Annotated in this window: 21 protein-coding genes; 16 read left to right on the top strand and 5 right to left on the bottom strand. The window is 62.2% G+C overall.

The genetic code is table 11. The annotated features are described in order from the left end of the window. Positions 1–39: 39 nt before the first annotated feature. The 3 genes from rodA to L4X63_RS08700 all read left to right on the top strand — a co-directional run bounded on the left by rodA (position 40) and on the right by L4X63_RS08700 (position 3,030). Positions 40–1,140 (top strand): rod shape-determining protein RodA, encoded by a 1,101-nt coding sequence (rodA, locus tag L4X63_RS08710; RefSeq protein ID WP_250678221.1) that lies wholly within the window; start codon positions 40–42, stop codon positions 1,138–1,140. Positions 1,141–1,152: 12 nt separating this feature from the next. Then, positions 1,153–2,292 carry a tRNA-queuosine alpha-mannosyltransferase domain-containing protein gene (locus L4X63_RS08705; protein WP_250678220.1) on the top strand — a complete coding sequence of 380 codons (1,140 nt, stop codon included), beginning with the start codon at positions 1,153–1,155 and terminating at the stop codon, positions 2,290–2,292. A gap of 357 nt (positions 2,293–2,649) precedes the next feature. Further along, entirely contained in the window at positions 2,650–3,030 is a 381-nt protein-coding gene (locus L4X63_RS08700) for a hypothetical protein (protein ID WP_250678219.1), read from the top strand. Between the two features lie 732 nt (positions 3,031–3,762). Here the strand turns inward: L4X63_RS08700 and L4X63_RS08695 are convergent. Next, positions 3,763–3,912, bottom strand: a complete 150-nt coding sequence (locus L4X63_RS08695; RefSeq protein ID WP_250678218.1) for a hypothetical protein — start codon at positions 3,910–3,912, stop codon at positions 3,763–3,765. Between the two features lie 445 nt (positions 3,913–4,357). Here L4X63_RS08695 and amrS point away from each other — a divergent pair, with 445 nt between their 5' ends. From amrS to L4X63_RS08650, 9 genes are all read left to right on the top strand, one after another. Continuing rightward, the gene (gene amrS / locus L4X63_RS08690; protein WP_250678217.1) at positions 4,358–5,371 is read left to right on the top strand and encodes an AmmeMemoRadiSam system radical SAM enzyme; all 1,014 of its coding nucleotides are present in this window, start codon (positions 4,358–4,360) and stop codon (positions 5,369–5,371) included. Between the two features lie 3 nt (positions 5,372–5,374). Further along, positions 5,375–6,940: a sensor histidine kinase gene (locus L4X63_RS08685; RefSeq protein WP_250678216.1), complete on the top strand. Its 1,566-nt coding sequence runs from the start codon at positions 5,375–5,377 to the stop codon at positions 6,938–6,940. A gap of 270 nt (positions 6,941–7,210) precedes the next feature. After that, positions 7,211–7,864, top strand: a complete 654-nt coding sequence (locus L4X63_RS08680; protein ID WP_250678215.1) for a lysophospholipid acyltransferase family protein — start codon at positions 7,211–7,213, stop codon at positions 7,862–7,864. Next, positions 7,854–8,300 (top strand): ribonuclease HI, encoded by a 447-nt coding sequence (gene rnhA, locus L4X63_RS08675; protein ID WP_250678214.1) that lies wholly within the window; start codon positions 7,854–7,856, stop codon positions 8,298–8,300. Before L4X63_RS08680 ends, rnhA begins: the two co-directional genes overlap by 11 nt. 234 nt (positions 8,301–8,534) lie before the next feature. Further along, positions 8,535–8,840 (top strand): HNH endonuclease, encoded by a 306-nt coding sequence (locus L4X63_RS08670; protein WP_250678213.1) that lies wholly within the window; start codon positions 8,535–8,537, stop codon positions 8,838–8,840. 28 nt (positions 8,841–8,868) lie between these two features. Further along, positions 8,869–9,489: an HAD family hydrolase gene (locus L4X63_RS08665; protein ID WP_250678212.1), complete on the top strand. Its 621-nt coding sequence runs from the start codon at positions 8,869–8,871 to the stop codon at positions 9,487–9,489. A gap of 58 nt (positions 9,490–9,547) precedes the next feature. Further along, a complete protein-coding gene (locus tag L4X63_RS08660) occupies positions 9,548–10,000 on the top strand; it encodes a tetratricopeptide repeat protein (protein WP_250678211.1) in 453 nt (150 codons plus the stop codon). A gap of 169 nt (positions 10,001–10,169) precedes the next feature. Beyond that, positions 10,170–10,556: a VOC family protein gene (locus L4X63_RS08655; protein ID WP_250678210.1), complete on the top strand. Its 387-nt coding sequence runs from the start codon at positions 10,170–10,172 to the stop codon at positions 10,554–10,556. Between the two features lie 105 nt (positions 10,557–10,661). Further along, the gene (locus tag L4X63_RS08650; protein ID WP_250678209.1) at positions 10,662–13,256 is read left to right on the top strand and encodes a hypothetical protein; all 2,595 of its coding nucleotides are present in this window, start codon (positions 10,662–10,664) and stop codon (positions 13,254–13,256) included. A 3-nt stretch (positions 13,257–13,259) separates the two neighbouring features. On the opposite strand, the gene pfkA is transcribed toward L4X63_RS08650, so the two are convergent. The 3 genes from pfkA to L4X63_RS08635 all read right to left on the bottom strand — a co-directional run bounded on the left by pfkA (position 13,260) and on the right by L4X63_RS08635 (position 18,115). Beyond that, positions 13,260–14,219, bottom strand: a complete 960-nt coding sequence (gene pfkA / locus L4X63_RS08645) for a 6-phosphofructokinase (RefSeq protein WP_250678208.1) — start codon at positions 14,217–14,219, stop codon at positions 13,260–13,262. Positions 14,220–14,311: 92 nt separating this feature from the next. After that, complete coding sequence (locus L4X63_RS08640; protein ID WP_250678207.1) at positions 14,312–15,616, bottom strand: replication-associated recombination protein A; 1,305 nt, start codon at positions 15,614–15,616, stop codon at positions 14,312–14,314. Continuing rightward, entirely contained in the window at positions 15,617–18,115 is a 2,499-nt protein-coding gene (locus tag L4X63_RS08635) for a glycogen/starch/alpha-glucan phosphorylase (RefSeq protein WP_250678326.1), read from the bottom strand. A 197-nt stretch (positions 18,116–18,312) separates the two neighbouring features. Here L4X63_RS08635 and L4X63_RS08630 point away from each other — a divergent pair, with 197 nt between their 5' ends. The 4 genes from L4X63_RS08630 to L4X63_RS08615 all read left to right on the top strand — a co-directional run bounded on the left by L4X63_RS08630 (position 18,313) and on the right by L4X63_RS08615 (position 22,849). After that, the gene (locus L4X63_RS08630) at positions 18,313–19,179 is read left to right on the top strand and encodes an NAD(+)/NADH kinase (RefSeq protein WP_250678206.1); all 867 of its coding nucleotides are present in this window, start codon (positions 18,313–18,315) and stop codon (positions 19,177–19,179) included. A gap of 190 nt (positions 19,180–19,369) precedes the next feature. Beyond that, the gene (gene recN, locus L4X63_RS08625; RefSeq protein ID WP_250678205.1) at positions 19,370–21,034 is read left to right on the top strand and encodes a DNA repair protein RecN; all 1,665 of its coding nucleotides are present in this window, start codon (positions 19,370–19,372) and stop codon (positions 21,032–21,034) included. Beyond that, the gene (locus tag L4X63_RS08620) at positions 21,031–21,480 is read left to right on the top strand and encodes an N-acetyltransferase (protein ID WP_250678204.1); all 450 of its coding nucleotides are present in this window, start codon (positions 21,031–21,033) and stop codon (positions 21,478–21,480) included. Before recN ends, L4X63_RS08620 begins: the two co-directional genes overlap by 4 nt. A 25-nt stretch (positions 21,481–21,505) precedes the next feature. Next, positions 21,506–22,849 (top strand): TldD/PmbA family protein, encoded by a 1,344-nt coding sequence (locus L4X63_RS08615; protein ID WP_250678203.1) that lies wholly within the window; start codon positions 21,506–21,508, stop codon positions 22,847–22,849. Here the strand turns inward: L4X63_RS08615 and L4X63_RS08610 are convergent. Then, the gene (locus L4X63_RS08610) at positions 22,846–23,124 is read right to left on the bottom strand and encodes an ArsR/SmtB family transcription factor (protein ID WP_250678202.1); all 279 of its coding nucleotides are present in this window, start codon (positions 23,122–23,124) and stop codon (positions 22,846–22,848) included. The two genes, L4X63_RS08615 and L4X63_RS08610, sit on opposite strands and share 4 nt — an antisense overlap. Positions 23,125–23,158: the final 34 nt, after the last annotated feature.

Here is a 23,158-nt window from a genome sequence, read left to right as displayed (position 1 = left end):
GGCGTGGCGGATTTTCTTCCCATAACAGAGGATTCCTAGATGTTTGACCGTCGGCTTTTCACCAACTTCGACTGGACGCTTTTGGTGGTGGTTATTCTCATCTCCGCTTTCGGCGTCGTCAATATATACAGCGCCACATCCTCCTACCGCGAGGTGGGGCATCCCTACTACCTCAAGCAGATCTACTGGATCGTGGCCGGGGTGGTCCTCTGCCTCACCGTCTGCAGTCTCGACTACCATATGCTCGAGGATTTCGCCTACTGGCTCTACGGCGGCGTTCTCTTCCTGCTGGTGCTGGTCCTGGTGGCCGGGAAGACCTCCATGGGGGCCACCCGCTGGATCCATCTCGGCTTCTTCACCGTTCAGCCCTCCGAGCCGATGAAGATCGTCATCATCATCACCTTCGCCCGCTTCTTCAGCCGTTACCCCGTCTTCAAGGGACTTACCCTGCGGGACCTCCTGTATCCCCTGATGCTGCTCGGTGCTCCGGTCCTGCTCATCATGAAGCAGCCGGACCTCGGGACTGCCATCCTCGTCGCCATGATCGCCTGGACCATCCTCTTCTTCGTCGGCGTCCGCTGGTCGGCCCTGGCCACCATCTGCGCCGCCGCCATTCCGGTGATCTACGGAGGGTGGCGGTTCGTCCTCCACGACTACCAGAAGAAGCGCATCTACAACTTCCTCAACCCCGATCTCGATCCGCAGGGGAGCGGATACCACATCATCCAGAGCAAGATCGCGGTGGGCTCCGGGGGTACCTTCGGTAAGGGGTTTCTGCACGGGACCCAGTCCCAGCTTCGCTTTCTCCCGGAACAGCATACCGACTTCGCCTTCTCGGTTTTCGGTGAGGAATGGGGCTTCGTCGGCTGCCTGGTCATGCTCATCCTGTACCTGTTCCTGATCCTGTGGGGGCTGGGTATCGCCAAACGCTGCAACGACCGCTTCGGCGCGCTGCTGGCGGTCGGGGTCTGCGCCATGCTCTTCTGGCACATCGTCATCAACATGGGGATGGTCATCGGGCTCTTCCCGGTGGTGGGGGTGCCGCTTCCCTTCTTCTCCTACGGGGGGACCTCCATGGTCACCTCGATGATCGGCGTCGGCATCCTGCTCAACATCAGCATGCGGCGTTTCATGTTCTAGGAGGGAGCAGGATTGCGCATCACCCTCGTTGAACCGTACTGCACCGGCTCGCATGCCGCCTGGGCGCACGAGTACGCCTCCCACAGCCGTCACCAGGTGGACCTTTTGACCCTCCCGGGGCGGAACTGGAAATGGCGGATGCACGGCGGCGCCGTTACCCTCGCCGGCCGTTTCCTCGAGTCCGGCGTTACCCCCGACCTGATCCTGGCCACCGACATGCTCGACCTGGCGGTCTTCCTCGGGCTTACCCGGAAGCTCTCCAGCGGTTGCCGGAGCGCCATCTACTTCCATGAAAACCAGCTCACCTATCCCTGGTCCCCGGGAGACGCCGATCCGGCCATCCAGCGCGATCTCCACTACTCCTTCATCAACTTCACCTCCGCCCTGGCAGCCGACGCGGTGCTGTTCAACTCCCGCTACCACCAGGACTCCTTTCTGGGAGCGCTCCCCGGCTTCCTGAAGAAGTTCCCGGACCCCGCCGATCCCGGCGCGGTGCCTGCTATCGCCGCCAAGAGCCGGGTACTCCCCCTGGGGCTGGATCTCAAGAAACTGGACCGCTACCGGCCCGAGCTGCCGGACGCCCCGGAATCTCCCCTGGTGCTCTGGAACCACCGGTGGGAGTACGACAAGGCGCCGGAGGAATTCTTCGCGGCGCTCTACCACCTGGCCGACCAAGGGGTGGATTTCAGGCTTGCGGTGCTGGGAGAGAGTTTCAGCAGGTCGCCGTCCGTCTTCAAGGAGGCGCGGGAGAGGCTGTCGTCGCGGATCGTGAGCTGGGGGTATCAGGAGAAATTTGCCGACTACGCAGGCTGGCTCTGGAAGGCGGACGTCCTGCCGGTCACCTCGCGGCAGGAGTTCTTCGGAGCCAGCACCGTCCAGGCCCTTTATTGCGGCTGCCAGGCCCTCTTGCCCGAGCGGCTCGCCTATCCCGAGCACGTGCCGGACGAAGCGGTCTCCCGGGTGCTCTACCGCGAGGAGGACGACCTCATCCCTCGCTTGACCACGCTCCTGCAAGGGAAGCAAGCGGGGCCCCTCCTCGCCGATTTCGTCACCCGTTACGACTGGAGCCATCTCGCTCCCGTCTATGACGGCTTCTTCGAACGACTCGCCGCCGGCAACGAAACCCCCGCAGTCACTTTTCCCCTCTCGTAAATCCCTTTCCTTCCCCGGGTGAGGAGAGGGACCAGCTCTGCCAGGTGCCTCTCGCTCTCAGACCTTAGCGGCAAGAGCTGCCGCCCGTCCAACTGCTTGCGGTCCAACCCCTGACCATTCTGGTCAAGTCCCGAACTTTCAGTGTTATCAAACTCCTATCCTGGATCCGCCTGCGGCGATGTGCAGGTAAAGTACAAATGGCTGGGGAAGTTTGCATCGGCAGAAGATGGTACAGGTGTGAAAAGTGTAATTATATAAGCCTTATGTTGTTTTGTGGCGCGCTCCTGCCGTGTTGGCACTCTAGTTGAAATGCTCCTTGGTAGATAGCCAATCACCGGACAACAAGGAGGACACATCATGGACGAGCTCAAGTTTAATGGAACCGGCACGGATGCCTCGTTTCTGGCCAACGTCAACACCTTCTTTACAACACTCTTCGCCCTCGCCATCTTCCAGCAGGGGTGGCCGGAGGAAAAACTCGGATCGCAGAGCGTGCTTCAGAAATGCACCGATTGGTTCCGGGAGATGTTCGAAGGCAGCCGGACCGGTAATCGCCTGCACATCGCCGCGCGCAAGACGGCGCGGAAGGATCTCGATGGGCGGATCCAGAAGATACTGCATTACGTGGCAGTGATGGCGGAGGAAAGAGATATCGACATGCTGCTGAATACCAGCGTCGTCACGAAGAAAAGCAGGAAGAGAGTCCGCAAAGCCGTGAAAGCGGTGGCCGCAAACTAGCCGCGGGACTCCCCGGCCGCTAAACCTCCCTCACGACAGTCGGCGCTACGCCTCACGTTCCAAAACGACCCCGGCGGAATCCGGTCCAACTGCAGTTGGACAACCGCCGGGTTTTTCATGTCCTCGCACCACGCTAGCGTTAAGCAAAAGCTGGGCTGCATTTACTAATGTAAGGTGTTACTTAAGCAAAATGAGGTCAGCTTTTTCTTAAACACGCTCTTCAAATATAAAAAGTTCACCCCACCGTCCCCAGAAAAACGATTCCCACCGTCATCGACACCTTCAAATTAAATTCTGGTAGGCCCATGAGGGGCAGGTACGTCTCATGTTTAGCTGCGGAAGGGGTGCCGCAGGTTATTGATGCCGTTCTTTTTCGGTAAAAGGCTCAAAACGGCGTCGCTACCTGGCCATGGTGCATAAAATCGACGCAGGCATCGTTACCATGCGGTGTGATTTTTCCATCCAGGACCGTGTTTAGCTTAAAGTTGGGTCACTTTAAGAAAAACAACAGGGACTTTAGCTTAACTGCGACCATGTTTAGCTTAAGTGACACCCCATTTAGCTTATTGAATGCTGTGGTTAGCTTAAGGTAAGCGCACGGGGCGGAAGCTGCCATCGGTTAACGCGGTACTAGCGGTGCGGAGAAGCGTTGCAGGGAGTGGAAATTGTGATGAGGGGTATCGAAGGGGGGGAGGTAGAGGAGGGGCGCCCGGAGGCGCCCCTTATCCCTGGTTAGGCGGCGTTCTTGATGGTGATCACTTCGTTGGACTTCTCGACCCAGATGACACCGCAGGAGGTGCATTCGAAAAGGTCTTTGGCATAACCGTCGGAGTGGATGTCGATCTCGATGTTCTTGTGGCTGTTACAATTCGGGCAACGCATGGTCAAATCTCCTTATCTGCACATTTGTGATGGTCACACTATATAGAACACTATGGATACACGCAAGTGCCATTTTTGTGAAAAAGTGACCTAAAACAACTGTTTACACTATCGTGCCGCCGCTTGCAGCGAGTCGAGATTTTAAAACACCGGCGAATCTGACCGCTGGTCCAGATTTGCTTTTTTGCGTAAGTACCCAATATTATATGTGAAAATAGTTTTAAAACAAAGGTATGTCGTTTTTGGACGCTTTGGTTTTTCCTTACGTCAACGTCGGGAACTTTTTTCACTTTTTTTTTGTTGCCAGCCGTCGAAAACATGTTTGATTTATAAAACAGAGGTGGATACTCCCTGGCGGCTCCTTTTTTTATGGTGGAAAAAGCGCCCGGGAAGTGTTAAGGTTAATTCCCTTTAATTGTGCTGGCTTTCGCGTGGGGGGACCGTTGTGAAGGAAGCTCTCTTTTATGACAAGCTCGAAGGAGGGGACGTCCGCTGCCATCTGTGCCGCTTTCACTGCCTGATCACCCCGGGAAGGAGAGGGCACTGCCGGGTCCGCGAAAACCGTGACGGCACCCTCTACACATTGGTCTACGGACGGGTGGTCGCCGAACAGGTCGATCCCATCGAGAAGAAGCCGCTTTACCACGTCCTTCCCGGCAGCCGCTCATACTCCATCGCCACCGTCGGTTGCAACTTCCGCTGCCTTCACTGCCAGAACTACGGCATCTCGCAGCCGGAAGAGGATCGGGTAGCCTTCTCCGGAGAATTCGTTCCCCCCGAACAGGTGGTGGCCAATGCCGTCGCCGCCGGTTGCCAATCCATTTCCTACACCTACACCGAGCCGACCATCTTCTTCGAATATGCCTACGACATCGCCGTCCAGGCGCATGCCGCCGGTCTCAAGAACATCTTCGTAACCAACGGCTACATCACCGATCAGGCCCTGGAAGCCATCGCCCCTTACCTCGACGCGGCCAATATCGACCTGAAAGGGTACAGCGAAAAGTTCTACCGCGAGGTGGCCGGTGCCACCTTGTCCGGCGTCCTCGACACCATCAAGAAATACAAGGAGTTGGGGATTTGGATCGAACTGACCACCCTGATCATACCCAACCGCAACGACTCTCCCGAGGAACTCCGGCAGATCGCCTCCTTCATCGCCGGCGAAATAGGCGCCGGCACTCCTTGGCACGTCACGCAGTTTTATCCCACCTACCGGCTCCTGAACGAGCCCCGCACCCCCGTCGCGACCCTCAGGGCCGCACGCGACATCGGCCAGCAGGCAGGTCTTCGCTACGTCTACGAGGGGAACGTCCCCGGCGAGGGGGGAGAAAATACCTACTGTCCCTCCTGCCGCGCGCTCCTCGTCAAGCGCTACGGCTACCTCATCGAAAAGAACCTGCTATCCCACGGTAGTTGTTCCGGCTGCGGTTTCGAGCTGGACGGGATCTGGAGCTAGGCCATGAACCAATTCCTTCTCCTGCTGGCGGCCACGGCATCCTGCGCGTACGCCGTTTGCCTCCGGAAGGAGCGGGTGAACCTGCAGGCCGAGCTTCGCCAGGCGGTGTCGTCCGCTGAGGAGGAGCGCGCCGGTCTGGTGGTCATGGTGGAGGCTATCCACGACGCCATCTCCATCCAGGACCCCGAATTGAAGGTTATCTATCAGAACCGTGCCCACCAGGAGCTGATGGGAAACCATGTCGGGGAGCCGTGCTACCAGGCCTACCGCAACGAGCCGGCTCCCTGCCCGGGCTGTCACCTGGTGGAGACCTTCCACGACGGCCTCCCCCGGAAGGTGGAATTCAAAAAACGGATCGGCGACGACACCCGCTTTTTCGAGATCCTCGGGTCCCCCTTAAAGGACGGCAGCGGCCGGGTCACCGCCGGGATCGAGGTTATCAGGGATATAAGTGACCGGAAACTCGTCGAGCATATCGCCGCGGAGCAGGCGGCCCTTCTCCAGCACCTTATCGATACCATTCCCAACCCCGTGTACTACCAGGATGACGGCGGGCGCTTCATCTGGTGCAATTCCGCCTTCGCCCAGTGGGTGTGCCGCCCCCGCGAGCGGCTGATCGGGAGGAAACTCTCCGAGGTCGTCCCCCTGAGCGTGAGCAACCCCCTGGACGTCAGCCGCAGGGAAGGGGAGAGCGTTTCCGTCAGCGAGATCTCGGTGACACGGGAGGATGGCGAGGTCCGCGATGTCCTTTTCTGCCGTTCCTACTACCGGGATCAGGTCACCGGTCGGGGAGGAATGGCCGGGGTCATTATCGACATCACCCAGCGCAAGCGTGCCGAAGAGGAGATCCGGGCGCTCAACGCGGCACTTTCCCAGCAAACCGCCGAGCTGCAGCAGGTGAACCGGGAACTGCAAGGCTTCAGCCACGCCATCTCTCATGATCTCCGCACCCCCCTCACCAGGATCTACAGCTATGCCCAGATGCTCCTCGACTACCGCGACCGGCTGGACATCAACGGTGTCTTCTACCTGAAATCGGTAAACGACGGTTGCGTCCAAGTCGAGGCGCTGCTCAACGCGCTGATGAACCTCTCCCGGGTGACCGATATGGAGATCCTGTGGGGGACGGTTGATATCAGCAAGATCGCTTCCGAGAAGGTCAGGGACCTGCGGCAGACCGATCCCGGGCGGAAGGTCGAGATCCGCATTGCCCCCTCATTGCGGGCTACCGGGGATTTCCAACTCCTCGGGATCGTGATGGAGAACCTGATCCAGAACGCCTGGAAGTACACCTCGAAGGTCGACGACCCGGTTATCGAGATCGGCTCGGCGACCTCCGCCGACGGAGAAACCGTCTTCTACGTCAAGGATAACGGAACCGGCTTCGACGCCGTCCGTACCGACGATCTCTTCAAGCCGTTCCGCCGCCTCCATTCTTCCCAGGAATACCCCGGCACCGGGCTTGGGCTCGCCACCGTCCGGCGCATCATCTCCCGCCACAACGGACGCATCTGGGGCGAGGGGCAGACCGGCTGCGGCGCGACCTTCTACTTCACCCTCCCGAGCTGAAAAAACCGTTTCCCCTGGCGTTCGTCTCCGGTTCCGCGCGGGGCACGGGTTGCCCACCCTACCTGACTGACTAAATCTCCTTCTCCCGGTTCCGTGCGGGCACGGTTCCCACCCTAGCTGATGAAGTTGCCCGCCATTGGCACCCTTTTCCCTGAAGGGGCGAGGGGACTCCTCACTCCCCTGGGGGCGGAAACGGTTGCCGGTTGTCCACCATTCATGCTATACAACGAGTTTGAATCGGCAGGACATTTCAATTACCGCGAGGGTCCCTTGAGAGCTTCACTTCTTCGCCGCTGCTGGGTCACCTTCTCCATATGGGTTATCGGGAGCTACGCTTCCGGTCTCAACCGCTTCGCCATCAAGGGCGCCCGCAACATTCCGCGCTCCGGCGGCGTCATGATCGCGTCCAATCACATCTCCGCCTACGATACCATCTTTCTTCCCTGGGCCGTCGTGAAGGGGAACCCGCTGCAGATGATCTGGGCTCCCGCCAAGGAAGAGTTGTTCCAAAATCCGGTGAAGGGGCTCATTTACCGCTCCTGGGGTGCCTTTCCCGTCAAGCGGGGGAGGGACGTTCGGGCCGGAAAGGTGATCAACGATCTCCTGGCCGACCAGAAGGTGATGCTGTACCCGGAGGGGACCAGGCACCGCGACGGTGTGCTCGGCAAGGGGAACCGCGGGGCCGGCAAGATCATCTACGACACCAGGCCGCAGGTCATTCCGACCGCCCTGGCCGGCATCAATCACTGGCACTTCCCCTCGCTCGGTGCCGAGGGGAGTGTCACCTTCGGGGAGCCGATCGATTTCAGCGATCTGTACCAGCTTCCCGACTGCAAGGAGACTCACCAGTTGATCATCGACCGCGTGATGGACGCTATCGCCGGGCTGCTGAAGAAGGAAGGGGCCTACGTTAATGCTGGTTGAGATCTTTTCGGACGGAGCATGCAGCGGTAATCCCGGGGTCGGTGGGTGGGGGAGCATCCTTCGCTGTGCCGGTAAGGTGAAGGAGCTCTCCGGCGCCGACGGGGATACCACCAACAACCGGATGGAGATGATGGCTGCCATCGCCGCCCTGGAGGCGCTCACCCGGCCGTGCGAGGTGGTGGTGACCACGGATTCCCAGTACCTCGTCAAGGGGATGACCGAGTGGCTCCACGGCTGGGTCCGCAAGGGGTGGGTCAACAGCAAAAAGGAACCGGTCCTTAACCGCGACCTCTGGGAAAAGCTGCTGGCGCTCTCCAAGGTCCACAAGATCAAGTGGGCCTGGATCCGCGGCCATAACGGCCATGTGGAGAACGAGCGCTGCGACGAGCTGGCCCGCGGGGCCATCGAGACTTTCCGGAGGGAAAAGCTCCGCTAGGGCAGGGGAAGAAGTCAGGTCTCCCCCCTTTGAAAAAGGGGGGGCGGGGGGGATTTGACTCGGAAACCAAATCCCCCTAAATCCCCCTTTTTCAAAGGGGGACTTTCCAGCGTCCTCGAAGAACCTTCGCAAGGGGTACTTTCCAGCGTCCCCGGAAGTCCCCGAAGAACGCTGGAAAGGGGGGACGCCAGGCCGGCTTTGCCAGCCGCCGTCCGGGAACATGCTGGAGGATGTTTGGACTACTTCATCATCGAGGTGAGTGAAGAGGAGATCAAGCGGGAGCGCGGAAAGGCGCGGGAGCTTCGCAAGAGCCAGTGGTGGAAGAACCGGATAGGCAAAGGGGTCTGTCATTGGTGCCGCCAGAGCTTCCATCCCTCCGATCTCTCCATGGATCACGTGGTCCCCGTGATACGGGGTGGTAAGAGCAGCAAGGGCAACGTGGTGCCGTGCTGCAAGGAATGCAACAACAAGAAGAAGCACATGCTTCCCATTGAGTGGGAAGAGTACCTGACCTCGTTGTCCGCCGAAGGCGGGAACTGATCGGGCCCGGCTTATTTCGGAGTTACCAGTGAAGCAAAAGATAAAAGCGGTCATCTACGACTGCGACGGTGTGATGTTCGACTCGTTTGAAGCGAACTTCGCCTTTTATACCCAGATCATCGAACGTTTCGGGAAGAGCCCGCTGGACCGTGACGATCGCGAGACCATGCGGATCCTCCACACCTACTGCAACAAGGACGTCCTCGAGTACCTCTTCGCCGGCGACGACCGTATGCCCGAGGTGCGGAAGTTTTCGGCCAGCATCGACTACCGCAAACTCTTTCCTCTCATGGCGATGGAAGCGGGTCTCAAGGAAACGCTGGAAGCCTTGCACGGCAAGGTCGAACTGGCGGTCTGCACCAACCGGGCGAGTTCCATGGATTACCTGCTGGAATCCTTCGGTCTCGACCGTTTTTTCAGCTGCGTCATGACGGCGGGGAAAGTCGCCAACCCGAAACCGCATCCGGAGCCGCTTTTCAAGGTTCTGGACCAGTTCGGGCTGTCGCCGGCCGAGGCGCTTTTCGTCGGCGATTCCGACGTCGACCGCCGCGCGGCGGAAGGTGCCGGGGTCCCCTTCGTGGCCTACCGCGGCGATCTTCCCGGCTTGGCGCGAATCGATCATCACCTGGATCTTCTCCGGCTTTTGTAGGTTTTCTCCCGGGCCGGCAGCAGAAAATTCGGCAGGTCGAGCATCACGAGGTGAAAACATGGACCACACGGCAACCTCTGACTCCGACAAGCTTCTCCAGCGGGCCTTGGAAGCCCTGGCCGCCGGGGAAACGACCTCCGCCCTCGCTTTTCTGGAACGGGGCCTCAAAGGGGAGGAGAATCCTTCCTGGCTTTCCTATCTCGGGTACTGCATCGCCAAGGAGCGGGGGCAGGTGAGAAAGGGGGCCGCCTTCTGCGCCCAATCGGTCCAGGCCGAGCCCGGCAATCCCGTCCACTATCTGAACCTCGCCAAGGTCCACCTCATTGCCGGCGACAAGATCGAGGCACTCACCGTCCTCCGCCAGGGGATGGGGGCGGGGGGAAACCCGGAGATCCTCTCCCTGCTCGAGCGGCTCGGTAACCGCAAGCCCCCGGTCATCTCGTTTCTCTCCCGGGACCACGTCCTCAACAAGTACCTCGGAAAGCTCCTTTTCCGTCTCCACCTGCGATGAAGGGCACCCGGCCTGGCAGATCCCTTGGGGCTCCCTCCCGGCGCCGGTCCCCGTCTTCTCCTCCATTTCCCCTTTTCTGCCTCCTCCCCCTTTGCGGCGGGTTGCCTATCATCGATATCTGGTAATAATTAGACTGGAACGGGAAAAGCCTTATCAAGGGAGGCCCGACATGTCCGAAGAGTTCCGCAAACAGGGTTCCTTCAGCTGGTTCGAACTACGGACTACCGACGTGAGCGGCGCCGAGCGGTTCTACACCAGGCTCTTTGGCTGGAGCACGGAGCCGTGGACCGGCAAGGAAGGGTACCGCCTCATCAAGGTGAACGGCCGCGAGGTGGGTGGCATCGTCGAGACACCTTCGGTCGAGGGGCTCGGGACCAGCCACTGGGGGATCTATGTGACCGTTACCGACGTCGACGCCACCGCCAGGAAGGCTCCCGAGCTGGGCGGCAAGGTACTGGTCGAGCCGACCGACATACCCAGGGTGGGGCGCTTCTGCGTGATCCGGGACCCCCAGGGAGCCATCATCACCGCCATCAGCTACACGCGGGGAGAGTGATCCCGCCTATCTTCCGGAGAAAATACTCTCCTCCCTCACGATTACTTGAACCTATCCCCTCCTTCCCGGTTGCATTGGGAGGCGCTGTTTTCTATACTGCGCGGCATGTCTTATTACCGTCTCATGTTGCTGGCCGCGCTCCTCTCCCTCCTCGTCTGCACCCTCCCCGCGTCCGGGAGTAGTGGCCCCCTGCCGGAGGAGGGCGTACCTCCCCTTGCCGTCCTCGATGTTTCCAGCCTTTCCAAGCTCCTCGATTCCCTGCCTCCCGACGAGCGCGAGGAACAGCTGCGGGACTGGGCCCGCTACGGGCTGAAAAAGATCCTCGTCTCCGGCAGCCGCGAGGAAGTTCCGGTGCGCCATCCGGCGTTGACCGCCGAGCATCCGGGGGAAGCCGGGAAGTCTCGCCTTCTCAAGCTCTCTAAGCGGCAGTGGTGCCTGGTGGTCCCCCCTTCGCTGCTGGACGACCTGCCCGCCCTGGCCGGGGCGATCGATAGCGAGTACGCCCGCACCGGGACCTTGCCCTCTACCGTCGATCTCTACAGTTACCGGTTCGACCGCGAGGCTGCCACCCTCGAGATCGCTCCCTCCCGTTCCATCCCGATCGCCGATTTTTTCTCAGCACGGTACGGCTACCGCCGGTCGCGGGCCGGTTCCCTGGCGGAGCTGGCCCGTTTTCTCGCGGAGACCGACGACCTGGTGAGCTTTAGCTGGAAGAACGGAAGCATGATCCTGGGGGGGCGCAAGTACCGGCAGGCGAGGAGGCCCCTGACTCTCGACGATCTGGCCGCCCTCTACCAGGCCTACAACCCTCCGCCCCTCACCCCCTCCCTTTTCGAGGCGCGGGTCCAGGCCAGGTTCGACGATCTCGTCCGCAGCGATGCACGGTTGCGGGGGGGGCTGGCCCGGGAGCCCGCCAGGAAGGGGAAGGTACTGGCCCGCATCAGGCGCGAGGTGAGGGGGGAGGCCAAGAGCTCCCAGGTCGGGTTCTCCCTCGATCCCCAGGTCGATTATCTCAGCCTCGCCAGTGACATCCGGAAGGCGGAGGCGGGGGAGCTGGCCTTCCAGCACGGCGGCAACGAGGCGGTGGCCGGGTACCTGGCCGCCCGGCGGGGGGAGCTGGAAAACGTGGTGCGGCACCTTGCCCATCGTCACGACCTGCGCCCTCTTCTGGAGTTGAGAAGGCGCTACGAGGCCTCCCGGGACCCGGCCGCAAAACGGCTCGCCGACCTTTTGAGGATGCTGCAGAGCAGGCGGAGCTACCAGTCGGCCCGCTACGACGGCAACCTCCAGGGGACCGGGGCCGGGATGACCCTCTTCTACACCGACCTCCTCGCCAAGCTGTGGGCGCTCGACTATCGAAACAGCGCCCCCCGGGGGGCTATCACCGGTTTTCGAAAGATGCAGGAGATCGCGGTACCCAAGCTCAACTGGAGCGACTTCATCCGGCTCTCCCAGACGAGGCTCTGGTTCGGCCTGCGCGGGGACGGGTTCGACATCTACGGAGACGACACCATCCTCTTCCGCCCCTCGGTCACCCGCGTCTATTCGGCCTCCTCGGATCCGCTGGTTCCCGGCAAGGAGAGCAAGGCGAACTATCAAAGCGCAGAGTTCCTCGGGTGGTGGGACCGGCATTACGAGGCGGTGGCCGCCTACGAGCCGTACTACCACAAGCTGGACCAGATCCAGAAATGGAGCTGTGCCTTGATGGTGCTCAAGGAAAATAAGTCCCGCCAGCTTGCCTTTCTCTCCGCGTACCCCGTTCGCCGCGACCTCGATTTCACCAGCTGGAGCAGGCAGGAGCCGGTATTCGCCCGGCTGGGGATCACCTTCCTGGACGCCTCGGCGCTCGGGCAAAGAACGGAATCGCTGCCGCTGTTAAGCTCCGCTCCCTACCCGATGCTGGGGCAGAGCTTTACCCTGAGCGGCGGCGTCTCGCTGGCCGGAAGGGAGGCCATCCTGGCCAAGCTGCACCGCTCCCCTCATGGCGGCAAGGTGGCGAGGTCAGGCGCCAAAGGCGTCCGGGGAACTGGCCGCTCCCGGACGGTGGCACCCTCCCGGGTGGCCGACGCGATTCCCTTGCCGGAAGGCGATGAGAACCTGCCGGCGCCCCAGCCGGGCGAGCCTCAAGGGGAAAAGGGGAGCGCGCAGAGGGGGCACCCGGACCGGGTGGTCAGGGAGGCGAGGGCGAAGGAGCATGCGCGTGAGGTGAGGATGGCGCGGATGGCGAGGCACGTGGGTCCTCCTCCGCCGGCGCCGTCTGGCGTCCCGCGGGAGGCCGCCGCTCCCGGCGAGCCTGGTGAAGCCTCCACCCGGAAGGCAGGCGGCCCGGCGGTCATCAAGCTCACCTGGCAGGAAAGCCCCGACGTGGCCCTCCATGAGCTGGTCGGCTCCCTCGCCAGACGGCAACAAACGCGTCCTGCCCACGGCGAGCGCTTGCTGGCCGAGGTTGAGGGAGTCAGGAAACTGATCCGGGTGAGGGAAGGGGGGGCGTACCTGGTGAAGACCGAGGCGGGGAGGGATCGCTGGATGTACCTGGAGGTGAATCCGGCCGGGATGGAGGGCTTTCCCGCCCGGGCTTCGGCGGCACGGGCGGATGCCGATATCTTCTGCGCGAAGCTCGTGAGCGACAAGGTGGCGGCAAAGATGGGGGCGGGAAAAAAGGCCGTTTCGCTATCGAGCGGAAACGGCCTGAAGGAATAGCGGTCAGATTCCGAGGATGAGCGAGAGGCTGTGGAGGTCGTCCTGCTGCCTCCGTTCGCTTACCACCACCGTCTCCAGCAGGGTGGGGACGATCGCGTTGCAGCAAAGTCCCACCATTTTCCCCTTCTGTCCCGCCAAGAGGAGCTCGACCGCGGCGTGGCCGAGGCGGCTGCCGAGCAGGCGGTCGAAGACCGACGGGGCGCCTCCCCGCTGGTAGTGGCCGAGCACGGTCACCCTGGTCTCGAAACCGATGACGTCCTTGATGGTGTCGGCGATGTTCTGGGCCTTGCCGGCCCCTTCCGCCAGGACGATGATGGCGTTGCTGCGCCCTTCCTCCCAGCGGTGCCTCAGCTGCTCGCAGAGATCGGCCAGGTCGCATTCCACCTCCGGTACGATGGCGTACTCGGCTCCCGAGGCGATGGCGGAGGTGGCGGCGAGGTACCCGGAGTTTCTCCCCATCACCTCGATCACGAAGGCGCGGTCGTGGGAGCTCGCGGTGTCCTTGATGCAGTCGATGGCATAGAGGATGTTGTTGAGGGCGGTGTCCACGCCGAGGGCCATGTCGGTGAAGGGGATGTCGTTGTCGATGCTGGCCGGGATGCCGATCACCGGGACCCCCATCCGGTGCAACGCCAGCGCCCCGTTCAGCGAACCGTCCCCGCCGATGATGACCAGCCCGCCGATTCCCATCTCCTCGAGGTGGCGGACCGCCTTCTCTCTTCCCAGCGGGGTCCTGAACTCCTCGCTGCGCGCCGACTGCAGGAAGGTCCCTCCGCGGTGCAGGATCCCCGCCACCTCTTTGGTCCCCATCTCCAGGAAGTCCGGCTTTAAGAGCCCCGCGTATCCCTTACGGAAGCCGATGACCTCCACTCCGTGGCCAAGGGCCGTCCTGGTGGCCGCCCTGATGGCCGCATTCATCCCTGAGCAGTCGCCACCGCTGGTGAGAATCCCTATTTTCTTCATTGCTTACTCCGGATTGTCGAGGTTTCGTGGAAGGCCTGTTTGGGCAAGGTGCCCGGCAGGACAGCATGAGCATACCACGCAGCAGTTCATTTTCAATTCTTCTCCCGCTCCCCCTTGATCCATTCCATCCGCTCTTTGATGCTTCTTTCGTAGCCGGACTCTTTGGGCTGGTAGAAGCGCTTGCCGGCCAGCTGGTCGGGGAGGTAGCCCTGGGCGACGTAGCCACCCTCGTAGTCGTGCGGGTAGCGGTACTCCTTGCCGTAGCCGAGGCTCTTCATGAGCTTGGTCGGGGCGTTGCGGATGTGGACCGGGACCGGGAGGGCGCCGGTCTGGCGCACTTCGCCGATGGCCTGGTTGATCCCCATGTAGGAGGCGTTGGACTTGGGTGCGGTGGCGAGATAGGTGACCGCCTGGCCGAGGATGATCCTTCCCTCCGGCATCCCCACCAGCTGGAAACCCTGCAGCGCCGAGATCGCGATCTGCAGCGCACGGGGGTCGGCGTTTCCTACGTCCTCCGAGGCGAAGATGACCATCCTGCGGACGATGAAGAGGGGATCCTCCCCCGCCTCCAGCATGCGGGCGAGCCAGTAGAGCGCGGCGTCGGGGTCGGAGCCGCGCATCGACTTGATGAAGGCGGAGATGACGTTGTAGTGTTCCTCGCCCCCCTTGTCGTAGAGGATCGCCTTCTTCTGGAGCGCCTCGCGGGCGGTCTCCAGGGTGATCTCCCCGTCCTGGGCGAGCCGCGACGCGGTCTCCAGCGTGTTGAGCGCCATGCGGGCGTCCCCACCCGCCTGGTCGGCCATGAAGGCGAGGGCTTCCGGGGCGGCCTTCAGTTCGAGCGCGCCCAGGCCACGCTCCCGGTCTGCCAGGGCGTTTTGCAGGATGCTGGTGACCTCCTCCCCGGTGAGAGGGTTCAACACCAGCACCTTGCAACGGGAGAGGAGCGGTGCGATGACCTCGAAGGAGGGGTTCTCGGTGGTGGCGCCGATCATGGTGAAGGTGCCGCGCTCGACGTAGGGGAGGAAGGCGTCCTGCTGGGACTTGTTGAAGCGGTGGATCTCGTCCACGAAGAGGATGGTCCGCTTACCCTGGTATTTCAGGGTGTCCTCCGCCTCCTTGACCACCTCGCGGATCTCCTTGATACCGCTCAAGATGGCGGAGAAGAAAACGAAGTGGGACTCCGTGGCGTTGGCGATGATCTTGCCGAGGGTGGTCTTGCCGCTTCCGGGAGGGCCCCAGAAGATCAGGGAGGTGAGCCGGTCGCTCTCGATGAGGCGGCGCAGCATCTTGCCTTCTCCGAGGAGATGGCTCTGTCCAAGGTATTCGGAAATGCTGCGCGGCCTCATCCTCTCGGCCAGAGGGGCGGTTAGGGAGGTGTTCTTGTCGAATAAATCCAATCAGTGCTCCATTTCGGCGCCGCCGGGGCGGATGTCGATCGGTTTGATCCCCCAGATCCCCTCGGCGTACTCCTTGATGGTCCGGTCGCTGGAGAATTTCCCCATGCCCGCCGCGTTGAGCGCCGCTTTCTTCGCCCATTCTTCCTTGTCGAGGAAGAGGGCGCCGACCCGCTCCTGGCAGGCGACGTAGGAGGCGTAGTCGGCCAGCAGCATGTAGTGGTCGCCAAGGTTCAAAAGCGAATCGGTAAGGGGAGTGAACAGATCGGGGATGTCCGGGGAGAAGAAGCCGGATGCGATCTGGTCCAGCACCCTCTTCAGCTCGGGGTCCGCGTTGTAGTAGTCCCTCGGGTTGTAGCGGCGCTCCTTGAGCTCGGCCACCTCGGCCGCATTCAACCCGAAGATGAAGATGTTGTCCCGGCCGACCTCCTCCATGATCTCGATGTTGGCGCCGTCCAGGGTCCCGATGGTGAGGGCGCCGTTGAGGGCGAACTTCATGTTGCCGGTCCCCGAGGCCTCGGTGCCGGCGGTGGAGATCTGCTCGGAGAGGTCGGAGGCGGGGAAGATGCTCTCGGCGAGGGTGACGCTGTAGTTGGCCAGGAAGACCACCTTGATGCGGCCGGCGACGTCGGGGTCGTTGTTGACCGCCGCCGCGACACCGTTGATCAGCCTGATGATCAGCTTGGCGGCCGCGTAGGCCGGGGCCGCTTTCCCGGCGAAGATGAAGGTGCGCGGCACCACGAACGCCTTCGGGTTGTCCTTGATCCGGTTGTAGAGGGTGACGATGTGCAGGACGTTCAAAAGCTGCCGCTTGTACTCGTGGATCCTCTTCACCTGGACGTCGAAGAGCGAATCGGGGTCGACCTCGATCTCGTTCATCTTGTGGATGTAGCGGCAGAGCTTCTCCTTGTTCTTCCGCTTGACCTTCATCCATTTGGCCAGGAACTCGGGGTTGTCGGCCAAGGGCTTCAGCTTCGCGTTGAGCTCGTAGAGATCGCGGGTCCAGCAGTCGCCGATGTACTCGTCGATCAGCGAGGAGAGGAGCGGGTTGGCCATCTTGAGCCAGCGGCGCTGGGTGATCCCGTTGGTCTTGTTGTTGAACTTCTCCGGGTACATCTCGTAGAAGTCGCGGAAGAGGTCCTTCTTGAGGATCTCGGAGTGCAGCGCCGCGACCCCGTTGACCGAATGGCTCCCGACGATGGCGAGATTCGCCATGCGGATCTTGCGCTCCCAGTGCTCCTCGACGATCGACATGCGGGCGATCCGGTGCGGGTCGTCAGGGAAGGCCGCCTTGATCTCCTTGATGAATTGGTCGTTGATCTCGTAGACGATCTGCAGGTGCCGCGGGAGGATCTGCTCGAAGAACCAGACCGGCCAAAGCTCCAAGGCCTCGGGAAGGATGGTGTGGTTCGTGTAGGCGAAGACCCGCTTGGTGATGTCCCAGGCGCCCTCCCAGTCCAGGTGTTCCAGGTCGATCAGCACCCGCATCATCTCGGGAATGGCGAGGGTGGGGTGGGTGTCGTTCAACTGGATGGCCACCTTGTCCGGCAAAAGCCGCATGTCGGTGTGCATCTTCTTGAAGCGGTAGAGGACATCGTGCACGGTGGCCGAGGCGAGGAAGTACTCCTGCTTGAAGCGGAGCTCCTTCCCCTCGATCACGTTGTCGGCCGGGTAGAGGACCTTGGAGATGGTCTCCGACTGCATCTTCTTTTCCACGGCACGGATGTAGTTCCCCTCGTTGAAGAAGCGCAGATCGAATTCGCGGCTGGACTTGGCGCTCCAGAGCCTCAGCGTGTTGACCGTATGGGTCTGGTAGCCGGGAATCGGGGTGTCGTAGGCCATGGCCATGACGTCCTCGGTGTCCACCCACTCGCGGACCAGCTTGCCGGTCTCCTTGTCGATGGTGGTGATCACCCGGCCGTAGAACTTGACGGTGTGCAGGTGCTCCTGGCGGTCGAGCTCCCAGGGGTTACGGTAGCGGAGCCAGTTGTCGGGGATCTCGACCTGGGCGCCGTCGGCGATCGCCTGGCGGAAGATGCCGTACTCGTAGCGGATCCCGTAACCGTAGGCGGGGATGGACATGGTGGCCATGGAGTCGAGGAAGCAGGCGGCCAGCCGCCCTAAGCCCCCGTTGCCAAGCCCGGCGTCCTGCTCCTCGTTCAAAAGCTCCTCGAAATCGCGGCCAAGCGACTCGACCGCTTCCTTGAAGTCGTCCCAGAGCCCGAGGTTGATCAGGCTGTTGCCGAGAGCCCGCCCCATCAGAAACTCCATGGAGATGTAGTAGACCCTCTTGTTGTCCAGGTTGTAGTAGGCCTGCTGGGTGTCCAGCCAGCGCTCGACCAGGTGGTTTCTGACCGCGTAGGCAAGGGCGTTGAAGGCGTCGTACTTGGTGGCGGAGTATTTGTCTTTGCCGAGGGTGTACTCGAGGTGTTCCAGGAAGGTCTTGATGATGGTCATCTGCTTGTCGAGCTCTTCGCTGATGCCAATCATCTCCCCAGTCATGGGGGTGTCGTCTTGAGTCATGCCGGTTCCCTCTTCCGTCAGAAGCCCATCAGTCATGAGACCACCCGTTGAAAGTACAATGGAGTACGCCTCCGGAGCCTTGGTACAAGCGGCTGGAGGCGATGGAGTTTCCGTTGGACATGGTAAAGTATATATGCTAGTAAATCCTAGATTACAATACAAGTAAAGGGGCGTTAGTGAAAAAAGTCGCCATTTTTGCCAAAGTCCACGACCCCCGTTGTCTGGGTGTCGCGCAACAGTTGACTGAGTGGCTGGCGCAGCGTGGCGTGACCGCGAAAGTGGAGGATCACCTCTCCAAACGGCTGCGCCGGCCGAGCCAGACGCAGACGGTAGAGAGCTCGGAAATAGCCCAAGACGCCGATCTCATCGTAGTGCTGGGGGGCGATGGAACCCTGATCGCCGCCTCCCGCATGATGGGGGAGGCTGAAGTCCCCATCCTGGCGGTAAACCTCGGAAGCCTCGGCTTTTTGACCGAAATCACCCTCGACGAGCTCTATCCCTCAGTGGAACGCTGCCTCGCAGACGATTACGAGGTGAGCGAGCGTATGATGCTGCTCGCCATGGTGGAGCGGGAGGGCGAGGTCATCGAAAAACACCGGGTGCTGAACGACGTGGTCATCAACAAGGGGGCTCTCGCCCGCATCATCGACATGGAGACCTCGGTCGACAGTCACTACCTGACCACCTTCAAGGCCGACGGCCTGATCGTATCCACCCCCACCGGTTCCACCGGTTACTCGCTTTCCGCCAACGGTCCGATCATCCATCCGGCCCTGGAGTGCATCTCCATCACCCCCATCTGTCCACACACCCTGACCAACCGCCCGCTGGTGGTGGCCAAGGACGCCGACATCGACATCAAGCTGGTCTCCGGGATCGACGAGGCGGTCTTTCTCACCCTGGACGGCCAAGTGGGGGTGAAGCTCGTGAACGGCGACCTGGTCAAGATCCGGCGTTCCGGGCATGTCACCCGCCTGATCCAGTCGCGCAGTAAGGATTACTTCGAGGTCCTACGGACCAAGCTCAAGTGGGGCGAGCGGTAAGCTGGAACCAAGGCAAGGGAACGCGGATGACGCGGATCTAGCGGATCTAGCGGATCAACCGAAACAGTCTTGGGGCAACTGCAAGAGCCGGAAACACGACTGCCGTTCGACGTCCCTCAGACGTTAGGAAATCCCCGCCCACCCCCCTTACCCAGGGGGAGTCTCTGAACAAGGATAAATCACCTACGCCATGCTAAGAGAACTGCTGATCACCAACCTGGCCATCATCGAGAAGCTCCACGTGGAGTTCCGCCCGGGGCTCAACATCCTCACCGGGGAGACCGGCGCGGGGAAGTCCATCATTATCGACGCGGTCAACCTGATCCTCGGCGGCAGGGGGAGTTCCGAGCTGATCAGGACGGGGGCGGAGGAAGCGTCGGTGGAGGCGGTCTTCGACCTGGAAGGGGTTCCCGCACTGGCCGCGCGGCTCGCCGAAAACGGCATCGGCTGCGAAGGGGGCGAGCTTCTGGTGCGCCGCACCGTCTCCCGCAGCGGCAAGAACCGCGTCTTCATCGGCGGGGGACTCGGCACCATCGCCACCCTGGGGGAGGTAACCCGCTCCCTCATCAACATCTGCGGCCAGCACGATTCCCAGTCCCTTTTGCGGACCGAGCACCATCTCCGCCTGCTGGACGGCTATGTCGGCGCCCTCGAGCTGCGCGGCACCTTCGCCTCCCGCTTCGAGGAGTACCAGCAGGCCCGCCAGCAGCTGGAAGCGCTCGAGCAGGGGGAGCGCGAGGCGGCCCGCCGGCTCGATCTCCTCTCCTTCCAAAGTAGCGAGATCGCCGAGGCGAAGCTCTACGCCGGGGAGGAAGAGGAGCTCGAGGAGGAACGCGAGCGGCTTGCCCACGGCGAGAAGCTCCTGGGGCTCTCTCAGCAGGCCTTCGAGGCGATCTACGGAAGCGATACGGCTATCCTCGGAACCCTGCGACGGGTGATCTCGGGGGTGACCGAGGCGGGCTCCTACGACAAGACGCTCTCCCCGGTGGCCGAGACGCTGGAGGGGGCCTACGCCCAGCTCGAAGACGCCTCGCTGACCCTGCGCGACTACGCGGCCGGCGTGGAGGCCGACCCGGGGCGCCTGGAGCAGCTCGAGGACCGGCTCGATCTCATCAACCGGCTGAAACGGAAATACGGTGCCGACGTGGCCGAGGTTATAGCCTACGCAGCCGAGGTGGACCGGGAGCTCGCCACCCTCTCCAACCGGGAGGAGGCCAAGGAGGAACTCTCTCTGCGGATCGCCCGGCTGAAGGAGGAGTTGGTCGGGCTCGGCGCCCATCTCTCGAAGAAACGCGCCGAGGGGGCCGAGTCGCTCAAGGCCGGGATGGAGCGGGAACTGGCCGATCTCGCCATGACCCACGCCGTCTTCGAGACCTCTTTCGAGGCGAGCGCCGAGCCGCGGGCCTATGGCTTCGAGAAGGCCGAGTTCCTCTTTTCCCCCAACCCCGGCGAGCCCCCCCGCCCGCTGGCCAAGGTGGCCTCCGGTGGCGAGCTCTCCCGCCTGATGCTGGCCTTGAAGCAGCTCCACCCGGAAAGCGAGGTCCCCACCCTCATCTTCGACGAGGTGGATACTGGGATCGGCGGGGCGACCTCGGCCCTGGTCGGGGTGAAACTCAAGAAGGTGGCCGGCAGCCAGCAGGTGCTGGCCATCACCCATCTCCCCCAGGTGGCGGCCTTTGCCGATCTCCATCTCCGGGTGGAGAAGGCGGTGCGCGACGGGCGGACCGCGACCTCGGTACAGACGTTGGACGGGGAGGGGAGGATCGCCGAGGTGGCCCGCATGCTGGGCGGCGCCCGGGTGACCGAGAAGACCCTGGAGCACGCCAGGGAGATGATTGAGGAGGCAGCAGCATGATCAGAAAGGCAAAAATCAGCGACGTGAAGGATATCCAGAAGCTTCTGTCCGGGTACGCGAACAAGGGGGACATGCTCTCCCGCTCGCTCTCCGAGCTTTACGATTCGCTGCGCGATTTCTACATCGTCGAGGAGGAGGGGAAGCTTCTGGGAACCTCCGCCCTTCATATCGTTTGGGAGGACCTGGCCGAGGTCCGTTCGGTGGCGGTGGCCGAGGATGCCGGACGGCGCGGCATCGGGAGCCAGGTGGTGGGCGCCTGCCTCGACGAGGCGCGTTCGCTGGGGCTTAAGAGGCTCTTCTGTCTGACCTACAAGCCGGAGTTCTTCTCCAAGCTCGGTTTCAAGGTGGTCGACAAATCGGAGCTCCCCCACAAGGTCTGGGGGGACTGCATCAAGTGCGTGAAGTTCCCCGACTGCGACGAGATCGCCATGATTCTCGATCTCTAAAAGGAAAAGGGAAGGGGAGGCGCTCATGGAACAACTGGCGAGATACGCGGATGCCGTCGAGGCGCTCCTTAAGGAAAAGGGGGTAACCGGCTACGAGATTGCGGCGGTCAACTCCCGCGACCTAAGCCTGGAGGCCAAGGAAGGAAAGCTCGATACCTTCCGCTTCGCCGAGCCGTCAGGGGTGGCGGTCAGGGTGCTGGCTGGCGAGGGGCTCGGCTTCTCCTTCTCCACCGCCCTGGACCGGCCGGCCCTCGAGCGGATGGTGGAGGGGGCCCTGGTGGCCGCCAGGCTGCAAAGCCCCGATCCCTGCCACGGCTTCCCGGCTCCGGCCGCCCGCTATCCGGAGGTCCCCGGCCTGCTCGACCCGCACCTTTCCGCCGTTTCCGAGGAGGAAAAGATCGAGCGGGTGCTCGAGCTCGAGCGTCTGGTGCTCGCGCGCGATCCGCGCCTGAAAAGGGTCCGCAAGTGCAGTTACAGCGATTCCCGCTACGAGACCCTGATCAGGAACTCCCACGGCCTCGAGGCCTTTTACCGCGGCACCCAGGTCTCCGCCAGCGTCTCGGTGATCGCCGAGGAGGGGGGCGCCGCCCAGATGGGGTGGGATTTCGATTACTCGAACCGCTACGATGGCCTCGATCTCGCCACCCTCGCCGGCCGCGCGGCCCGCAAGGCCACCTCGCTCCTGGGCGCCGGCACCCTCCCCACCATGCGCTGCCCGGCCGTGCTCGACAACCGGGTGACGGCCGACCTGCTCGACGTCCTTTCCTCTTCCTTCCTCGGTGAAAACGTGCACAAGGGAAAATCGCTGCTGGCTGGCCGGGTGGGGGAACGCCTTCTCTCAGAGCGGATAACCATCCGGGACGACGGCTTGCGCCCCGGCGGAATGGGGACCGCTCCCTGCGACGGCGAAGGGGTGCCGCAGCAGAACACCCTGCTGGTCGAGCAAGGGGTAATGAAGGGCTTTCTCTTCGATTCCTACTGGGGACAGAGGATGGGAGCGGCTTCGACGGGGAATTCCTCCCGCGGCGGGGTGACGGCGCCTCCCCGGATGGGGACGCACAACCTCTTCATCGAGCCGGGGAACGTGACTGCGGAGGAACTTCTGGCCGGTATCGGCCGGGGAGTGCTCATCACCGGCGTGATGGGGATCCATACCGCCAATCCCATCTCCGGCGACTTCTCGGTGGGGGCTTCGGGGTTCTACCTCGAAAACGGGGAGATCGTCCGTCCGGTGAAGGGGATCGCCATCGCCGGTAATCTCCTGGAGATATTCCGCGGGGTGGACCAGGTGGCCGGAGACCTCCGTTTCTTCGGATCCTCCGGCGCACCTTCGGTGAGGCTCGCCGAGCTGGACGTCAGCGGCTCCTAGTCGTTGAGGATCTCGATCAGCCTGCGTACGAAGGGGCTCACCACGGCGTAATGCACCTCGACCCCGTCGCGGGTCCCCTCGATGATCCCCTTGTTCTTCAAAAGTGCCAAGTGCTGGGAAACGGTCGCCTGGGGAAGACCCAGGCACTCCCAGATATGCTTCACATTGCACTCCTGGGTGCAGAGTCCCGCCACAATCTTGAGCCGGATCGGGTGCCCGAGCACCTTCAACATTTCGGCTTCCTTCCCGAATTCTCTCGTCTTATCAAATGCCAATTTCACAACCTCCGGTTATTCCTACCGGAATACT

The sequence above is a fragment of the Geomonas sp. Red32 genome, from assembly GCF_023652955.1.
Classification (GTDB): Bacteria; Desulfobacterota; Desulfuromonadia; order Geobacterales; family Geobacteraceae; genus Geomonas.
The sequence above is the reverse complement of the archived record's forward strand: the minus strand, read 5'-3'. Positions and strand labels throughout refer to the sequence as shown.

Coding starts and splice junctions, on each gene's coding strand:
- L4X63_RS08655 (WP_250678210.1), top strand. CDS start 10,170: ATGTCCGAAGAGTTCCGCAAACAGGGTTCCTTCAGCTGGTTCGAACTA.
- L4X63_RS08650 (WP_250678209.1), top strand. CDS start 10,662: ATGTCTTATTACCGTCTCATGTTGCTGGCCGCGCTCCTCTCCCTCCTC.
- L4X63_RS08695 (WP_250678218.1), bottom strand. CDS start 3,912: ATGCGTTGCCCGAATTGTAACAGCCACAAGAACATCGAGATCGACATC.
- L4X63_RS08700 (WP_250678219.1), top strand. CDS start 2,650: ATGGACGAGCTCAAGTTTAATGGAACCGGCACGGATGCCTCGTTTCTG.
- recN (WP_250678205.1), top strand. CDS start 19,370: ATGCTAAGAGAACTGCTGATCACCAACCTGGCCATCATCGAGAAGCTC.
- rodA (WP_250678221.1), top strand. CDS start 40: ATGTTTGACCGTCGGCTTTTCACCAACTTCGACTGGACGCTTTTGGTG.
- rnhA (WP_250678214.1), top strand. CDS start 7,854: ATGCTGGTTGAGATCTTTTCGGACGGAGCATGCAGCGGTAATCCCGGG.
- L4X63_RS08660 (WP_250678211.1), top strand. CDS start 9,548: ATGGACCACACGGCAACCTCTGACTCCGACAAGCTTCTCCAGCGGGCC.
- L4X63_RS08685 (WP_250678216.1), top strand. CDS start 5,375: ATGAACCAATTCCTTCTCCTGCTGGCGGCCACGGCATCCTGCGCGTAC.
- L4X63_RS08620 (WP_250678204.1), top strand. CDS start 21,031: ATGATCAGAAAGGCAAAAATCAGCGACGTGAAGGATATCCAGAAGCTT.
- L4X63_RS08635 (WP_250678326.1), bottom strand. CDS start 18,115: ATGACTGGGGAGATGATTGGCATCAGCGAAGAGCTCGACAAGCAGATG.
- pfkA (WP_250678208.1), bottom strand. CDS start 14,219: ATGAAGAAAATAGGGATTCTCACCAGCGGTGGCGACTGCTCAGGGATG.
- L4X63_RS08615 (WP_250678203.1), top strand. CDS start 21,506: ATGGAACAACTGGCGAGATACGCGGATGCCGTCGAGGCGCTCCTTAAG.